The sequence below is a fragment of the Brevundimonas sp. GW821-FHT12C05 genome (assembly GCF_058807475.1).
The window spans coordinates 67,733-86,101 of sequence record NZ_JBXAQS010000006.1 but is presented as its reverse complement, the minus strand read 5'-3'; the positions used below and the strand labels follow the sequence as shown (position 1 = coordinate 86,101).

The following is an 18,369-nucleotide window of genomic DNA, read 5'->3' as shown; positions in this document are numbered from 1 at the left end:
CCCCGTCGCCGGAGCGGCCCTTTGCATTCGAGTGGATCAGGGACCGCCGAAGAGGCCCCATCCCCTTACCAGTCGAACTTGGCGCGGATCTCGCCGCCGTGGCTCGAACTCGCATCGCCGAAGGCGCCGCGATAACCGACCCCCAGCACCAACCGGTCGTTGACCGACCAGTCGGCGCCCAGGTCGAGGCGCAGGCTGTCGCGCGACCAGGCATCCAGCGGGACCAGATAGGTCGGGCTGGCGGCCCAGTCGGCGTAGCGCACGCCCTGATCGCCGATGTCCTCGAACTCGTGCGACCACTCGATCCGCGCCGACGGCCGCACCTGGCCGAAGCGGCGATGCTCGATCGTCCAGCGCCACGCCGCGCCCAGGTTGGCTGACAGGCTGTCCTGATTCACCGCGTCCCAGGCCAGGGAGGCGAGCCCCGCCCCGGTTTCGGTGAAGCCGTCCAGGGAGATCGAGCGCGCATCGACGCGGGCGTAGATCTCGCTGGTCTGACCGTCGCCGCGCAGGATGCGGCCGAAGGCGGCCGACACGAAGCGGGTGTCGCCCGAGCGTTCACCCTCGGCATAGGCGTCCGGCTGGCCGCCGAGCCCGGCCGCCCAGCGGCGCGAGTCGAAGTCCAGGTTCGACCAGCCGAGGACGCCGTCGATGTAGAAGGCCTCGGCCGGACGCCAGCTGGCGTACAGCGCCCCGGTCAGGCCGCTGCCGTTGGAGACCGAGCCCTGATCACCGATCTTGGTCTTGTCCTCGCCGTAGCCCAGGCCGCCGCCCACGATCAGCTGATCGGAGACCCGCACGTCGAGGCCGGCGGTGACCCCCTGGGTGGTGAAGCGATAGTCGCGCTGGCCCCGTGCGTCCTGGCGGCCCCAGTCCACCGAACCGGCGGTCCAGAAGCCGACCGCCGAGCGGCGACCGGTTTGGGACGACGACGGTACGGCGCTGAGCCGGTCCGTGGTCGCGCTGACCGCGTCCGGTCCGGCCTGACGCCCGGCCCACAGGTCGAGGCCCAGCATGTCGCGGTCGCGGTCCCGGCCGATCGTATCCGGATCGATCGTCTCGCGGGCGCCCAGCTGGCGGCGCAGGGCGGTCCGGGGATCATTGTCGGCGTCGTTCTGGGCGCCGAAGCCGAGGCTCAGGCTGACGCCGTTGGACGATCCGTTATCCCCATCATGCAGGTCCTGCAGACGGCGCTGGAAGTTGCTGATCTGGGCGTCGGCGAAGCGGCGGGCGGAGGTCACCTGACTGGTGGCCACCCCCCTGACTTCGGCGTCCTGCGACGGATCGGGGCGCGCCTCGACCGTCACCGCCAGGGTGCTGGCCGTCGTGCCCGCGGTGTTGGTCAGGGTGAAGTTGACCGTCGCGACGCCCGAGAAGGTCCCGGCCGGAGTGAAGGTCAGGTCCCAGTTCGCGCCGGAGCCCGTGATGGTCGCGGTTCCCGCCGTCGTCGGCGAGATCGAGACGACGGCCGCGCCGCTGAACGGACCGCCGGGGACCGCGCTGATCCGGGTGGTGACCGGATGGCCCTGGACGGTGGTCGCCGTCAGCGCCTGTGAGCCAGGGACCAGGTTGGAGACCAGGTCGATCCGGCCCGCCGCCGACGCGCCGAACGGCAGGTCGATGACGTAGTCGAGCGAGGTGGAGCCGCCGTTGGCCGCGCCCGGATTGAAGACGATCGTCAGCCCGTTGACAGTGGCTACGCCGAAGGCCGGAGCGCGGGTGATGCGCAGGGCCTGGAACGGACCGCCCACCAGGCCGGAGGTCGGGGTGAAGGCGATGGCGGTGTTCGACGGCGTCGCCCCCTGCAGGTCCGGCGCCTTGCCCGCGACCTGGAAGGTGAAGGTCGCCGGCGCGGAGTCGCCGCCCGGGCCGAAGGCCACCACGGTCACCGTGTCCGTGCCCATGAAGTTGGCCGCCGGGGTGTAGACCAGCTGATAGTCACCGGGCGCGGCTTGCGGACCGCCCTCCCCCGCCGTCTGGGCCAGGGGCGCCGCGACGGTCGTGATGGTCGCCGTGCCGTGCTGGCTGGTCGCGGTGATGCGATAGCCGTCGATGACGCCGTTGCTCTGGCTGCCGAGGTTGACGGTGACCGGCTGCGGCGGGCCGTTGCCGGCGGGCGGCGTCGGCACCACCACCGGAGTGGTCGGCGGCGTGACGACCGGCGGCGGCGGGGTCGCCACCGTCAGCGACACCGTCGCCGGGGCCGAGGTCCCGCCGGGGCCCGTCGCCGTATAGGTGAAGCTGTCCGGACCGAAGTAGCTCGCGGTCGGGACATAGGTGGCCACGTCGCCGGCGATGGTGACCACGCCGTGGGCGGGCGGGGTCGCGACGGCGATGGAGGCGTGAACGCCGCCGACCGCGTCCGACAGGTCGATCGCCGTACCGGGGCTGTTGTAGCCGACGGCGACGCCGCTGCGGCCCGAAACCGTGGGAGCCGGCGGGTTCGCCACCGTCACGGTCACCGTCGCCGGGGCCGAAGTCCCGCCGGGGCCGGTAGCCGTGTAGGTGAAGCTGTCAGCGCCATAGTAGTCGGCGGTCGGCGTATAGGTCGCCACATCGCCGGCGATGGTCACCGAGCCGTGCTGCGGCGGCGTGGCGACGGCGATGGCCGAATGGACGCCGGTGATCGAGATCGACAGATCGATCCCCGTACCCGTCGAATTGTACGGGATCGCGACGCCGCTCTTGTCCGTCGCGACAGGCGCCGCCGGGGTCGCAACGACGATGCTGACCGTCGCGACGTTCGACGTCCCGCCTGCGCCAGTTGCCGTATAGGTGAAGCTGTCGGGGCCGAAATAGCCGGCGATCGGGGTGTAGGTCACCTCATCGCCCGCGATCGTCGTCGTTCCGTGCTGCGCAGCGGCGCCCAGGGCGATGCTGCTGTGCGGACCGCCGGTGATCGCGTTCGACAGGTCGATCGCCGTGCCGCTGCTGTTGTAGGGCACCGCGACGCCCGACTTGTCGGCCGCGATCGGCGGATCGATGAAGGTGAAGGCGCTGGAAGTGGTGCTGGCCTGACCGTTGACGGTGACCGTCACGGCCACCGGACCCGAGCCGGCGGCCGGCGCGGTGACCGTGAGTGAGGTCGAGCTCGCCGCGGTGACGGCGCCGTTGCCGGCCGCGCCGAAGGTCACGGTGTTGTTGCCCGGCGTGGTGCTGAAGCCGGCGCCGCTGACGGTCACCACCTGGCTGACCGGGCCCGAGTTCGGCGAGACGCCGGTGACAACGGGCACGACCACAAAGGCGCCGCTGCCGACCGCCGAGGTGGTCGGATAGCCGCTCGGCGTGAACGCGCCCAGGGTGAAGCCGATGCTCGAGCCCGCCGTGACGGCGGTGTAGTCGATCGTAACGGTGCAGCCGCCCGACGGGATGCTGAAGCCGTTGAACTGGAAGTTCGCGCCGCTATCCGATCCGCTGGCGCCGCAGGAGCCGCCCAGTGCGCCACGGCTGACCAAGGGCGAACCGCTGAACAGCGGAGCGATATTGGGCGAGGCCGAAGCATTCGGATTGGTGAAGGTGATCGTCGCCACGCCCGTTTGACCGACGCCGAGCGAGGACGGCGAGAAGCTGACCGAGGAACCGATCGCAACCGCCGCGCCGACGGTGAAGCTCTGCTGCGCCTGGGACGCCGCGTTCCAGTTGGAGTCGCCCGCCTCGTTGGCGTTGATCACGCAGGTTCCGGTCGACTGGAAGGTCACCGACCCGCCCGAGATCGAACAGACCGCGGCGGCGCTGGGGTCGATCATGACCGTCGGCGTCAGGCCGGACGATGCAGCCGCGGCCACATTATAGGCGCCGCCGCCGACCGAGGCGCCGGCCGGCGCGGTCGAAGTGAAGCTGATCGTCTGGTTCCCCTTGGCGATCGTCACCGTCGTGACGCCGGTGTCGGCCGTCAGCGGCTGATCGTCCGTGACGCGGATGATGTAGGAGAAGGTGCCCGCGATGGTGGGCGTCCCCGAAACGATCCCGGTCGAGGCGTTGACGCTGGTCCCCGGAACGAAGGCTCCGGCGCGGAGGCTGTAGGTATAGGGCGCCACGCCGCCCACGGCGGGGTTAGCCTGGCTATAGCTGGCGCCGACCTGCAGGCCCGACGCCGGGTCCGCGTTGATCGTCAGGTTCGCCGGGGTGACGGTGAAGCTCTGCACCACATCCGTCGCCGCAGTCCAGGTTCCATCACCGGCCTGACTGGCGGTGATCGAGCAGATCCCCGTCTGCAGCAGCGTCAGGGTGGTCCCCGAGACCGTGCAGACGCCGGTCGTGGTCGAGGCGAAGTCGACCGTCAGGCCCGAGGACGCCGTGGCCGACAGGGTCAGCGGCGACGCCGAGAGCGAGGCGTTCGACAGGGCGCCGAAGCTGATCGTCTGGACGCCCTGAACAACCGTGATGCTGTAGTTGGCGGCGCCGGTGTAGCTGTTGCCGCTGTTGTCCGTACCGGTTGCGGTGAAGTTGTAGGCGCCGGTCGCCGTGGGCGTGCCGGAGATCACGCCGGCCGTGTCCAGGTTCAGGCCCGGCGGAAGGGAGCCGGCCGTCACGGCAAAGGTGATCGGCGCGACGCCGCCCGTGCTGGTGACGCTCTGGCCGTAGGCGACGCCCACTTGGGCGCCCGGGAGCGCACCGGCGCCCGGCGACAGGACGATGGTCGGCGCCGCGATGTTCAGCGTCGCCGAAGCCGTGCTGGTGTAGCTGCCGTTGCCGCCCGAGCTGTCGGTGACCGTGACCACGATGGTGGCGAAGCCCGCGGTCGTGGGGACGCCCGAGATCACGCCCGAGGAGTCCATCGTCAGGCCCGTCGGCAGGCCGCTGGCCGAGAAGTTGTTGTACGGCGCATTGCCGCCGGTGATCGTCACCGTCGACCCGCCGCTGTTGTAGGCTTGGCCGACCGTGCCGGTCGCCGCCGGCAGGCTGACCGCGAAGACCGGGTCGTTCACCGTCACGAAGACCTGGCCGACGTTGGAGGTGCCGCCGGAGTTGGTGGCGACGTAGTTGAAGGTATCGGTGCCGCGGAAACCGAACGGCGGGGTGTAGCTCATCAGACCGGCGCTATCGACGCTGACCGTCGCGCCGTAGGACGAGGCGCCGACCTGGTAGCCGGTCGGGCTCTCGGTCGAGTGCGGGGCCGCGCTGAAGGTCGTCGCCGTGGCCGAACCGTTATTGTAGCTCAGGCCATTGATGCTGAAGGACGAGACCACCGGCGCCGGCGGCAGGTTGACGATCAGGGTCGCCGTGAGGTTGGCGGTGTAAGGCCCCGCACCCAGCGAGCTGTCGGTGACATTGACGTTGACGGTGAAGGTGCCGTTCGCCGCCGGCGCGCCGCTGATGACGCCGCCGCCCGCGTCGGTCAGGCCCGAGGGCAGACCGCTGATGCTGTTGACGGTGTATCCCGCCCGGCCGCCCGAGAAGGTCACCGGGTTGCCGAGTGCGTTATAGACCCGCTCGACCGTGGCCGTGCTGGACGGGAGGGTGGCCGTGATCGTCGGATTGCCGATGGTGACGGTGACGGTCGCCGGAGCGGACGTGCCGCCCTGGTTCGTCGCCGTATAGGTGAAGCTGTCGTTGGCGTTCCGGAAGCCGACCGGCGGCGTGTAGGTCGCGTTGCCCGAGCTGTCGATCGAGACGGATCCGCCCTGGGCCGTCGTGGCCGACCCGACCGCGAAGTTGGTCGGCGTACCCCCGCCCGTGACGAACAGATAGACCGGGATGCTCGTCGTCTGGTTCGAACCCTCGTTGTAAGCGACGATCGAGCCGAAGGTCTGCGAGCTCGCGACCGGCGGCGCGACGAAGGTGTACTGGTCCGACGCCGAGGTGGCGCTGGTCCCGCCCGGGGTCGCGACGGTGATGTCATACGTCCCCGCGGCGCTGGCCGGCGACGTGGCCGTGATCTGCGTGCTGCTGTTGATCGTGTAGGTCGCGGTCGTCGCGCCGAACTTCACCGCGCCGGTTCCGGGCGCAGCTCCGAAGCCGGTGCCGGTGATGGTCACCGTCGTGCCGCCGCTGGTCGGGCCGGACGTCGGACTGACAGAGGTCACCGTCGGGGCGGTTACATAGGTGTACCAGTCCGCCGCCGAGGTCAGGCTGGCGCCGCCCACCGTGGTGACGGTGATGTCATAGGTCCCCGCCGAGTTGGCCGGAGCCGTAGCGGTGATCTGGGTGTTGCTGTTGATCGTATAGGTCGCGTTGGTCGCGCCGAACTTGACCGCACCGGTTCCGGCCGCCGCTGCGAAGCCCGTGCCGGTGATGGTCACCGTGTTCCCGCCGCCGGTCGGTCCGGCGGTCGGCGAGACCGATGTCACCGTGGGTCGCGTGACATAGGTGAACTGGTCCGCCGCGCTGTTCGCGCTGGTCCCGCCCGGCGTGGTGACGCGGATATCCACCGTGCCGGCCGCGCCGGCCGGCGCCGTGGCGGTGATCGTGGTGGCGTTGATGAAGGTGAAGCTGGCCGCGGTTCCGCCGAAGGTCACGGCGGTCGCGCCGGTGAAGTTCGTCCCCGTGACGGTGACCGAGGCCCCGCCCGTCGTCGGCCCCGCCGTCGGCGAGATCGAGGTGATGGTCGGCGCGGCGACGTAGGTGAACTGGTCCGATGCACTGGTCGCACTGGTCCCGCCCGGAGTGGTGACGCGGATATCGACCGTGCCCGCCGAAGCGGCCGGCGCCGTGGCGGTGATGGTGGTCGCGTTGACGAAGGTGAAGCCCGTGGCCTCGGTTCCGCCGAAGGTCACGGCGCTCAGGCCTGTGAAGTTCGTCCCTGTGATGGTGACCGAGGTTCCGCCCGCCGTCGGTCCCGCCGTCGGCGAGATCGAGGTGATGGTCGGCGCGGCGATGTAGGTGAACTGGTCCGCCGCCGAGGTGGCGCTGGTCCCGCCCGGGGTGGCGACGGTGATGTCGTAGGTCCCCGCCGAGTTCGCCGGCGACGTCGCGGTGATCTGGGTGTTGCTGTTGATGGTGTAGGTCGCGTTCGTCGCGCCGAACTTCACCGCGCCGGTTCCGGGGGCGGCTCCGAAGCCCGTGCCGGTGATGGTCACCGTCGTGCCGCCCGAGGTCGGGCCCGCCGTCGGCGAGATCGAGGTCACCGTCGGCGCGTTGATGTAGGTGTACTGGTCCGCCGCCGAGGTGGCGCTGGTGTTGCCGGCGTTGGTGACGGTGATGTCGTAGGTGCCCGCCGAATTGGCCGGAGCCGTCGCGGTGATCGTGGTGTTGCTGACGACGGTATAGCTCGTCGCATTGGTTCCGCCGAACTTCACGCCCGCGGCGCCGGTCGTGCCGGTGAAGTTGGTCCCGGTGATGGTGACCGAGGTCCCCCCGCCGGTCGGACCGGCGGTCGGACTGATCGACGTCACCGTCGGAACGGCGTTGACGACCAGGGCTCCGGTGGTCGCCGTGCCTCCGGTCACTCCCGTCGCCGAGACGGCGCCCGTCGTATAGGTGTAGCTGCCCGCCGCCGTCGGCGTCACGGTCAGGGTGGACAGACAGCTGGCGCCGGCGGCGAGCGTTCCGCCGGACAGGCTGAACGCCCTGGTCCCGGCGTTGTAGGTGGCCGTGGCGCTGGGACAGTTGGTCGCCGGCGTGCTGCCGTTGACGTTCACCGGCAGGGCGGCGGCCGCGAGGGAGACCCCCGTCATCGCCGAGGCGGTCGGGTTGGTGATCGTGATCTGCAGCTGACGGCTGCTGCCCAGGTTGATGGGGGACGCGTTGAAGACCGCGCTGACCGTCGGCGGCGTCGCCGGCGCCGAGCAGCTGATGTTGAAGGTGACGCTGGAGTTGTTGCGGCCGGCTTCGGCGGCGTTGGTGACGCCGTTCGCCGCATCGACCGAATAGTTGGTGACCGCGATGTTGAAGATGTCGTTCGCGGCGCCGACCGTAATGCTGCCCGAGCCCGAGCCGGCGGTGACGTTCTCCGTCGAGCCCGACCGCAGCGTGAAGCCGCTCTGCTCCTGCAGGGTGATCTGGACATAGCCGGTGCCCGAATTGCGGGTCCAGTTGAAGTGGATGACTTCGCCCGGCGCCAGGGGCTGATTGAAGTCCGAATAATTCGAACTGCTCAGTTGCTCACCGCCGAAGCTCTGATTGCCGATGGCATAGGTGCCGGACAGGGTCCCCGGAGCGTTATTGCCCGCGCCGACGGCGATCTGGTTGTTGTTGATCGACGTACAGGCCGCGGACAGGGCGAAGGCGGCCGACGGCGCGGCGAGCGCGATCAAGGCCACAAGCACCGTCAGCAGAACGCGCGCACAGGCGCCCGCACGGCCGAAAACCGACTTCAGAATACCGAACATCTCAACTTCCCCCGACCCCCGCCGCGAACGCGACGGGTCAATCTCCGCCGGGCACTAAGGTCCAGCGAACACGGTTTCTTATAACAGGACGGAGCGGAAGCCCATGCCCATGCGTCCCAGAATGGGAGATGCCCGTACCAGTCCGGCGCCGCCCTCAGGCCGCGTCGAGCGCGCCGTCCGTGGTCCGATCGGGGTGCCGGACCTCGTGGGTGTACTGGGCGGCGCCCGACTCGGGGACCTGTTCCCCGGCGCGGTCGGCGATGCGGGACCACTGCGCCTCGATCCGGTCGGCGGCGTCCGGCGCGTCGCCGACATGGACGCCCCGCGTCATGGTGATGTGCGCCTGTTCGAAGGCCCCCGCCCCCGCCAGCAGGATGGTCCGCGTCGGCGCGGTCTCGGCGGCCAGGGCGACCACGCCCGGGCTGACCAGGTCGGTGGACAGGCCCTTGAGGTCGTCCTCCGAATAGAGGCCTTCGGTCATCCGCGTCGCCGCGCTGGGGGCCAGGCAGTTGACGCGGATGTCGAACTTGCGCCCCTCGAGCGCCAGGGTCTGCATCAGCCCGACCAGCGCCATCTTGGCGGCGCCGTAGTTGGCCTGACCGAAATTGCCGTAAAGGCCAGACGATGAGGTGGTGAAGATCACCCTGCCGTAACCCTTGTCGCGCATGTGCGGCCAGGCGGCCTTGGTCAGGTTGACCGACCCCATCAGGTGCACGTCCAGCACCAGGGCGAAGTCGTCCAGATCCATCTTGGCGAAGGTCCGGTCGCGCAGAATGCCCGCGTTGTTGACCAGGATATCGATCCCGCCCCAGCGCTCGACCACGCCCGCGACCATGGCGAAGACGCCCTCGCGGTCGGTGACGCTGCAGGTCCAGGGGATCGCCTCGCCGCCCGAGGCCGTGATCTCGGAGGCGACCGCCTCGCACGCGGCGCCCGACAGATCGTTGACCACCACCCTGGCGCCATGCCGGGCCAGGGCGATCGCATGGCTGCGGCCCAGCCCGCCGCCGGCGCCCGTGACGATGGCCACCCGGCCCTTGAGATCGATGGTCATGCTGGTCTCCCGACTGTTCCGGTCTTCGCCGCTGTCGCCCGGCTCAGGGCGAGCGCACTCTGATGATCCTGACCAAAAGGTCAACATTCACTAGCCGACGGGTGAGGATTGACGAAGGATTGAATCGGTGAGACGGTCATGGTCACGGCGCCGTCAGAGCGCCCGAGGAAACATCGAGGGAGGAAGACCATGGGGCGCAAGCTCTGGCTGACGACATCCGCCGCCGTCCTGCTGTGGGCCGGAGCCGCGCAGGCTCAGGACACCGCCGCGCAACAGACTGATCCGCGGGATGAGGCTACCTCGCTGGGCGAGGTCGTGGTCACGGCCGAGCGCCGCACCAGCAACCTGCAGACCACCGCCGTCGCCGCGACCGTGCTGTCGGGCGAAAGCCTGGACGACCGCGGCGTCTTCTCGCTGGAGCAGCTGCAGTTCGTCGCCCCGTCCACGACGGTCCAGAACTTCGGCCAGGGCAACTATTTCAACGTCCGCGGCATCGGCAAGTCAGAGCCCACCACCGCCATCGGCGTGGGCGTGACCACCTATCGCGACGGGGTGCCGGTCTTCCCCGGCTATTTCCAGACCGAGCCCTACTACGACATCGGCGGCGTCGAGCTGCTGCGCGGTCCACAAGGCACTTTCGCCGGCACCAACGCCACGGGCGGCGCGGTCTTCATCACCTCACGCAACCCCGACTTCTCGGGCGTGAACGGCTATGTGATGGGTCAGGTCGGCAACTACGACAACTTGAAATTCCAGGGCGCGGTGAACGTGCCGATCACCGACACCCTGGCCGCCCGCTTCGCCGTCAACAGCGAGCAGCGCAGCAGCTTCCACGAGATCACCGGCGCCTATAAGGGCAGCCCCGGCGACGTGGACATGAACAGCGTCCGCGCCAGCTTCCTGTGGACCCCGACGCCGGCTCTGCGGGTGCTGCTGAAGGGTGACTATAACAGCCTGGACTTCGGCGGCTATCCGGCCGACCCGGCGCTGTCGACCAACGATCCGTTCAAGATCACGGCCAACGGCCCCCACTCGGGCAAGGACGTGACGGCGCGAGTGTCGCTGAACGTCAGCTATGTGTTCGACAACGGGATCACCCTGCGTTCAATCACCGGCTACCAGGACGGGATCAGCGAATTCTCGACCGACCTGGACGGCACCAGCGCGCTGAACAACACCTTCTATGACCGCGTCGAGGAAGACGTCTGGTCGCAGGAGATCAACCTGGTCTCGCCCGACCACCAGCGCCTGACCTGGCTGCTGGGCGCCTTCTGGCAGCAGGACAACGTCACCTTCCCGGTCACCACCTTCCCGCAGGGCGCCTACCACGTCGGCTTCCCCGAGGGCGTGTTCGACTACTACATCTTCGGCGACACGCCGAAGGAGACGACGGCGATCTTCGGTCAGGTCAGCTACGACATCACCGACCGGCTGCAGATCCAGCTGGGCGCGCGTTGGTCGGAAAGCACCTCGCGCAACGAGAACGTCTACACGACCTACCCCGCGCTCGGCCTGCAGCTGGTCCAGAACGACGAGGTCACCGCCGAGAAGACCACCGGCAAGCTGAACATCAACTACAAGATCGACGACAACAATTTCGTCTACGGCTTCGTCGCCACCGGCTTCAAGATGGGCGGGCTGAACGCGCCGAACTTCTATGTGCCGGCCAGCTCGTTCGGGCCGGAAGACGTGGTCGACTATGAGCTGGGCTGGAAATCGACCCTGTTCGGCGGTCGGGTCCGCACCCAGCTGGGCGCCTACTACATGACCTATGAGGGCTTCCAGGTCGTCGTCGGCGATCCGGCCGTCCCGCTGTTCAGCTCGATCGTCAACGTCGCCGACGAGACCGTCCTGATGGGCCTGGAGGCCTCGGCCCAGATGCGCGTCAACGACTGGACCGTGGATGTCGGCGCCGCCGTCTCCAACTCGGAGCTGGGTCAGTTCTACGCCGCCGACCCGCGCGTCGCGCGCAGCGGCACGTGCAACGCCGAGACCGGTCCGGCCAGCCCCAACTGTCTGAACCTGGATGGAAACACCCAGGGGTATGCGCCGGAACTGACGTTCAACATCGGGGTCCAGTACGACTTCCAGCTGGCGAACGGCGCGACCCTGTCGCCCCGCATCGACTACGCCCACATCGGCGAGGCCTGGACCTCCATCTTCAACAACGAGGCCCTCGGCGATCGGCTTGAGGCCCGCAACCTGGTCAACCTGCTGCTCAGCTACAAGACCGACGACTGGACCGTCGCGGCCTATGCGCACAACGCGACCGACCAGACCTACATCGCCGCCGTCAACTCGGGCCTGCGCTACGCCGGACCGCCGCGGCAGTTCGGCATCAACCTGATGAAGACCTTCTAAGCCTGAAGACGGGGCGGCCCGGACAATCGCCGCCCCGTTCCCTTCGCCGGTTCGCCGGCCCCTGTAACTGTCTGGAATTTCGCTTCAGGATGATCGGTTCGCTCCCCGGCCCCATGCAAGATTACGCGCTGACCGTGGATCGCTTCCTGGATCACGGCGCCAAGTGGCACGGCGAGGCGGGGGTGATCACCGCCGGCGTCGACGACCAGGACTCCGTGCTCGGCTACGCCGCCCTGCGCGAGCGCGCCAACCGCCTGTCAGGCGCCCTGCTCGATCTCGGCCTGGAGCCCGGCGAGCGCATCGCCACCCTGGCCTGGAACACCCGGCACCATGTCGAGGTCTGGTACGGCGCCATGGGCGTCGGACTGGTCTGCCACACCCTCAATCCGCGGCTGACGGTCGCCCATTTGGCGGCCATGATCATTCAGGCCGAGGACCGCGTGCTGGCGGTCGGCGCCGGGTTGCGGGACATGGCCGAGGCCCTGCTGGCCGCCTGCCCCTGCCTTGAACGCCTGATCCTGCTGGACGGCGAGACGCCGGACGCAGGACGCGCCGACGTCAGCGACCTGGAGACCCTGCTGGCCGAGCGCGGGCGCCCGGTGCAGTGGGGTCGGTTCGACGAGACGTCTCCGGCGGGCCTGTGCTTCACCTCGGGCACCACGGGCGCGCCCAAGGGCGTCGTCTACACCCACCGCTCCAACTATCTGCACACCACCCGCGCCCTGCAGGCGGACGCCATGGCCCTGACGGCCAGCGACGCCGTGCTGGTGGCGGTGCCCATGTTCCACGCCAACGCCTGGGGCCTGCCGTTCGCGGCGCCCGCGGTGGGGGCCGACCTCGTCCTGCCAGGGCGCGCCGCCGACGGCGCCAGCCTGGCCCGGCTGATCGATCGGCATCAGGTGACGGTGGGGGTCGGGGTGCCGACCGTCTGGCTGGGCCTGCTGGATCATCTCGACGCCACGGGAACCGAGACTCACAGCCTGGAGCGCATCATCATCGGCGGTTCCAGCTGCCCCGACAGCCTGCTGCAGCGGATGGAGCGCCGCTTCGGCGCGACCGTGCAGACCAGCTGGGGGATGACCGAACTGTCGCCGCTGGGCGCCATCTCGCCGCGCAGCGACCGGCCGGGCGCCGCGCGCGGATCGGGCCGCCCGCCCCTGGGGCTGGACCTGCTGCTGACCGACGCCGGGGGCGCGCCCCTGCCCGACCAACGCAACGCGGTCGGCCACCTGAAGGTCAAGGGCCAGAGCGTCCTGAACCGCTATTTCGGCGCGGCCGAGCCCGCCGTCGATGCGGACGGCTGGTTCGACACCGGCGACCTGGCCATCCTGGACGACGAGGGGAACCTGACGCTGGCGGGTCGGTCCAAGGACCTGATCAAGTCGGGCGGCGAATGGATCAACCCGGTCGAGATCGAGGAGATCGTCGGCGCCCTGCCCTCGGTCGGACTGGTGGCCGTGATTGGTCGGGCCGATCCCAAATGGGGCGAGCGTCCCCTGATGGTGATCGAACCGGCGCGCGGGCAGGAGATCGACGACGCCGACCTGAAGGCCTCCCTGAAGGGCCAGGTCGCCGACTGGTGGATCCCCGAGCGGATCGTGCGCGTGACCGCCATGCCTCTGGCGGCCACGGGCAAGATCAACAAGGCCGTGCTTCGCGCCACCTATGGAGGCGCATAGGATGACCGCCGTCTCCATCGAGTCGGCGTTCTACCGTGGCGCGCCGGACCGCCTTGAGGTTCCGCCTATGACCACCCCGCCCCGCCAGCCGCGCCGCAAGGCCGAGCAACGCGCCGAAAGCCTGGAGCAATTGCTCGACGCGGCCGAGGAGCTGTTCTCCCAGCACGGCTTCTACGGGGTGACGATCAAGGACATCGCCGACAAGGTCGGGGTCCACAAATCGCTGGTCCACTACTACTTCACCGACAAGCAGGAAGTGTTCGACAAGGTCATGGCGCGCCGGGCGCCCGTGACCAGCGGACGCCGCATGGAGGCCCTGGACGCCTATGAAGTGGCAGCCGGCGGCAAGCCGACGGTCGAGGGCGCGCTGCGCGCCTTCCTCGACACCGACCTGGATACCTATTCGAACGGTGGCGACGGGTGGCGGCATTTCGGGGCCCTGAGCGCCCAGATCAACAACACCCCCGCCTGGGGCGCCGAGGTCATGGACCGGCTGTTCGATCCGGTCGTGCTGCGCCTTATCGGCCTGCTGCGGCAGGCCCTGCCGGAGGCGACCGAGGAGGACCTGTTCTGGGGCTATCACTTCGTCACCGGAGCCCTGACGCTGAGCCTGGCCCGCACCGGCCGGATCGATCACCTGTCGGGCGGCAAATGCCGGTCCGACGACTTCGAGGCGATCAAGGAGCGGATGGCGTCCTTCATGGCCCACGGCTTCATCGGCATCTGCCGCGACCGCGCCGAGGAACGGCGAAAGCAGGCGCGCGAATGACCGGCGGCCTCCCGTTCGCATCGGACCCCGAGGCCCTCGGCTTCAATTCCGCCCGTCTCGCCGACCTCGACGCCTATATGGCGGGCATGGTCGAGGCGGGGCTGGTGGCGGGAACCGCCACCCTGCTGATGCGCCACGGACAGGTCGCCGCCTTCACCACCTTCGGCCACGCGCGGCTGGGCGACGCCGCCCCGCTGAGCCGCGACGCCATCTTCCGCATCTACTCCATGACCAAGCCTGTGACCGGCGTGGCCATGATGATGCTGTTCGAGGAAGGCCGCTGGCGCCTCGACGATCCGGTCACGGACTATCTGCCCGAACTGACGGGTCAGAAGGTCTATGCGGGCCTCGCCGAGGACGGCTCCATGCTGACCGAGGACGCCGTCCGCCCGCCGACGATGCGCGAGCTGATGAGCCACACCGCCGGGTTCGGCTATGGCCTGTTCGACGTGCATCCAATCGAGCGCGCCTATCGCGAGGCGGGCGTGATGATGGCCCATGGCTATCAGGACCTGGTCGAGCGCGCGGCGAAGATCCCGCTGATGTTCCAGCCGGGGACCGAGTGGTTCTACTCCATCGCCACCGACCTGCAGGCGCTGGTGGTCGAGCGGCTGTCGGGGCAGGCGTTCGGCGACTTCCTCCGCACCCGGATCTTCGCGCCCTTGGGCATGGTCGACACCGGCTTCCAGGTCCCGGCCGATCAGATTCACCGGCTGGCCGAGATGTACTGCGACGACGGCGCGGGCGGGCTGAAGGTCGCCGCGAACGCTTTCGACATGCCGATCAACGACTACACCCGCCCGCCTCGGTTCGAAGGCGGCGGAGGGGGTCTGGTCTCGACCGCGACCGACTACGCCCGCTTCTGCCAGATGATCCTGAACCGGGGCCAATTGGACGGGGCGCGCATTCTGAAGCCTGAGACCATCGAACTGATGGCGACCAACGTCATCCCCGATGCGGTGCTGAACACCTACAATCCCCTGCGCCTGCTGCCCTTCAGCCCGGCCCTGACCTTCGGGCTGGACTTCGCCATCACCGAGGACCCGAAGCGGCTCGGCCTGGCCGAGGGCAAGGGCACGTTGAGCTGGGGCGGCGGCGGCGGGACCTGGTTCTGGATCGATCCCGAGAATGACCTGATCTTCATCGGCCTGATCCAGCGGATGGCCGATCCGGTCAGCAACGCCTTCCGCGCCCAGACCCGCACCTTCACCTACGCCGCGCTGACCCATCCCGAAAAATAGACGGGCCGTCGGGCCCGCATCCGAGGAAACGAGCATGAGTGCAACGCCGATCGAATCCGGAGGCCCGCCGACCGCCAAACCGTCGGTGGGGCGGCCCGCCTGGGTCGCCCTGGGCGTGCTGTGGTTCGTCTATGTGCTGAACTTCCTGGACCGGCAGCTGCTGTCGATCCTGGCCAAGCCCATCCAGGACGCGCTGCACATCACTGACGGCCAGCTGGGCCTGTTGGGCGGGCTGTATTTCGCGTTCTTCTACTGCTTCATCGCCATCCCGGTGGGCTGGCTGGCGGACCGGACCAACCGGGTCTGGGTGGTGTCCGTCGCCTGCGGGATCTGGAGCGCGGCGACCATCGCCTGCGGCCTGTCGCGCAGCTTCGGCCAACTGGCCGTGGCGCGCATGACCGTGGGCTTCGGCGAGGCGGGCGGCGTGCCGCCGTCCTACGCCATCATCACCGACTACTTCCCGCCGGGCCGTCGCGGCATGGCGCTGGGCATCTACAATCTGGGGCCGCCCGTCGGCGCGGCGCTGGGCATCGCCTTCGGCGCCTCGGTGGCCGCCGCCTTTAGCTGGCGTGACGCCTTCATCGCCATCGGCGCGGTCGGTCTGGTGGTCGCCGTCGCCACCCCCTTCCTGGTCAAGGAGCCCCGGCGCGGCGGGCTGGACCGGGCGCCGGACGCCGCAGCCCCGCCCCGGGCCGGCTTCTGGGCCACGGTGAAGATGTTCTTCTCGACCCCGACGCTGGTGCTGGCCTCGCTGGGCAGCGGCGTGACCCAGATCGTCACCTATGGCCTGGGCAATTTCGCCGTGCTGTTCCTGATGCGCGAGAAGGGGATGACCCTGAACGACGTGGCCCTGTGGTACGCCCTCGTGGTGGCCATCGGCATGGGCGGCGGCATCTTCGCCTCGGGCTGGCTGATCGACCGCTACACCCGGCGGTCCAAGAAGGCCTACGCCCTGCTGCCGGCGATCTCGCTGTCCCTGGCCCTGCCGCTTTACATCGCCTTCGTCTGGGCGCCGTCGTGGCCGCTGGCGCTGGTGCTGATGCTGGGGCCGAATTTCCTGAACTACTTCTACCTGTCGTCGTCGGTGGCGCTGGTGCAGGAAGAGGTGAAGCCCAATCAACGGGTGATGTCCGGGGCCCTGCTGCTGCTGGTGATGAACTTCATCGGCATGGCCGTGGGCCCGACCTATGTGGGCGCGGCCAGCGACTTCTTCCGCGCGGCGCACCCGGAGAACTCATTGCAGATCGCGCTCTACACCCTGATCCCCGTGTATCTGGTGGCGATCGGCCTGTTCCTGTGGCTGGCCAAGGTGCTGGGCCGCGACACCTCCAGAGCGGGAGCCGCCTGATGATCGCCAAACTCCTCGCCGCCGGCGCGGCCCTCGCCTTTCTCGCGGGTCCGCTTTCCGCGGCCGCCCAGACCGCTCCCGTCGTCACCGCCCCCGCGGGCGCGGTTCGCGGCGCGGCGGACGGCGACATCCTCGGCTTCAAGGGCATCCCCTACGCCGCGCCGCCGGTCGGGGAAATGCGCTGGCGGCCGCCCGTCCCCGCCGCCCAATGGGACGGGGTCCGCGACGCGACGGAGTTCGGCGCCGCCTGCATCCAGCCGACGCCCTTCGTTCAGTCGATCTATTCGTCCGACCTGGGCCGGACCAGCGAGGACTGCCTGACGCTGAACGTCTGGACGCCGTCCGCCGCCGGCAAGGCGCCGGTGATGGTGTGGATCCACGGCGGAGCCTTGGTCTCCGGCTCCAGCAAGGAGACGCTGTACGACGGCGCCCGGCTGGCCCGCGAAGGCGTGGTGGTGGTCTCGATCAACTACCGGCTGGGCGTGCTGGGCTGGCTGGCCCATCCGGATCTCAGCGCCGAAAGCCCGGCGCACATCTCGGGCAACTACGGCCTGATGGACCAGGTCCGCGCCCTGCAGTGGGTGCGCGACAACATCGCCGCTTTCGGCGGCGATCCGGACAATGTCACCATCGCGGGCGAGTCCGCCGGGGGTCTCAGCGTCCTCTATCTGATGACCTCGCCGCTGGCGCAGGGCCTGTTCGACAAGGCGATCGCCCAGAGCGCCTACATGATTTCGACGCCCGAGCTGAAAGCCGCCCGCTTCGGCGCGCCCTCCGCGGAGGACGCCGGCGCGGCCCTGTCGCGCACCCTCCAGGCGCCCAGCTTGCGCGTGCTGCGCGGCATGGACCCGCAGGTGCTGACCGATCGCGCGGCCATGGGCGGCTTCGCCACCTTCGGCGCGGTCGACGGCGTCGTCCTGCCTGCCCAGCTGGTCGATGTGTTCGACCGGGGCCGTCAGGCCAAGGTCCCGGTGCTGACCGGCTTCAACAGCGGCGAGATCCGCTCGCTGCGCATGCTGGCCCCGCCTGTTCCGGGCAGCGCCGCCGCCTACGAGCAGGCCATCCGTGAACGCTACGGCGACATGGCGGACGCCTTCCTGCGCCTCTATCCGTCATCGGACATGGGCGAGAGCATCCTCGCGGCCAGCCGGGACGCCCTGTACGGCTGGACCTCGGAGCGGCTGGTGCGATCGCAGACGGCGGCCGGACAACCGTCCTACCTCTACCTGTTCGACCACGGCTATCCGACGGCGGACGACGCGGGTCTGCACGCCTTCCACGCCAGCGAACTGCCCTACATGTTCGGCAATCCGGCGCGCACCCCGCCGCGCTGGCCCAAGCTCCCCGAAACGGCCGACGAGACCCGCCTGTCGGACGCCATGGTCGGCTACTGGACCAGCTTCGCCAAGGACGGGCAGCCGCGGGCGGCGAACGCCCCCACGTGGGCCGCCTATGGAGACACGGGCGCCTACGTCGCCTTCCGCGCCACGCCGGAGCCCGGGACCGGCCTGTTCCCCGGCATGTTCGACCTGCACGAACAGACCATGTGCCGCCGCCGCGCCGCCGGGACCGCCGGCTGGAACTGGAACACCGGCCTGGCCTCGCCGCCCATGCCCCCGGCGGCCGAGGGCTGCTAGCGGCGGCTTT

8 protein-coding genes are annotated in these 18,369 nt (G+C 69.4%); 6 read left to right on the top strand and 2 right to left on the bottom strand.

Annotated features, from left to right (window positions below):
• Positions 1-65 precede the first annotated feature (65 nt).
• Complete coding sequence (locus AC1RRF_RS16285; RefSeq protein WP_492836420.1) at positions 66-8,270, bottom strand: IPT/TIG domain-containing protein; 8,205 nt, start codon at positions 8,268-8,270, stop codon at positions 66-68.
• A 154-nt stretch (positions 8,271-8,424) separates the two neighbouring features.
• Entirely contained in the window at positions 8,425-9,324 is a 900-nt protein-coding gene (locus AC1RRF_RS16280) for an SDR family NAD(P)-dependent oxidoreductase (RefSeq protein ID WP_492836418.1), read from the bottom strand.
• Positions 9,325-9,513: 189 nt separating this feature from the next.
• Here AC1RRF_RS16280 and AC1RRF_RS16275 point away from each other — a divergent pair, with 189 nt between their 5' ends.
• The 6 genes from AC1RRF_RS16275 to AC1RRF_RS16250 all read left to right on the top strand — a co-directional run bounded on the left by AC1RRF_RS16275 (position 9,514) and on the right by AC1RRF_RS16250 (position 18,359).
• On the top strand, positions 9,514-11,685 hold the full coding sequence (locus tag AC1RRF_RS16275) for a TonB-dependent receptor (RefSeq protein ID WP_492836416.1): 2,172 nt from the start codon (positions 9,514-9,516) through the stop codon (positions 11,683-11,685).
• 113 nt (positions 11,686-11,798) lie between these two features.
• Positions 11,799-13,364, top strand: coding sequence for an AMP-binding protein (locus AC1RRF_RS16270; protein ID WP_492836414.1), 1,566 nt, complete (start codon positions 11,799-11,801; stop codon positions 13,362-13,364).
• Between the two features lie 67 nt (positions 13,365-13,431).
• Positions 13,432-14,133 carry a TetR/AcrR family transcriptional regulator gene (locus AC1RRF_RS16265; RefSeq protein ID WP_492836479.1) on the top strand — a complete coding sequence of 234 codons (702 nt, stop codon included), beginning with the start codon at positions 13,432-13,434 and terminating at the stop codon, positions 14,131-14,133.
• The gene (locus AC1RRF_RS16260) at positions 14,130-15,374 is read left to right on the top strand and encodes a serine hydrolase domain-containing protein (RefSeq protein ID WP_492836412.1); all 1,245 of its coding nucleotides are present in this window, start codon (positions 14,130-14,132) and stop codon (positions 15,372-15,374) included. Before AC1RRF_RS16265 ends, AC1RRF_RS16260 begins: the two co-directional genes overlap by 4 nt.
• A gap of 34 nt (positions 15,375-15,408) precedes the next feature.
• Entirely contained in the window at positions 15,409-16,722 is a 1,314-nt protein-coding gene (locus AC1RRF_RS16255) for a spinster family MFS transporter (RefSeq protein ID WP_492836410.1), read from the top strand.
• Positions 16,722-18,359: a carboxylesterase/lipase family protein gene (locus AC1RRF_RS16250; protein WP_492836408.1), complete on the top strand. Its 1,638-nt coding sequence runs from the start codon at positions 16,722-16,724 to the stop codon at positions 18,357-18,359. The genes AC1RRF_RS16255 and AC1RRF_RS16250 overlap by 1 nt, the downstream gene beginning before the upstream one ends.
• The last annotated feature ends 10 nt before the right edge of the window (positions 18,360-18,369 follow it).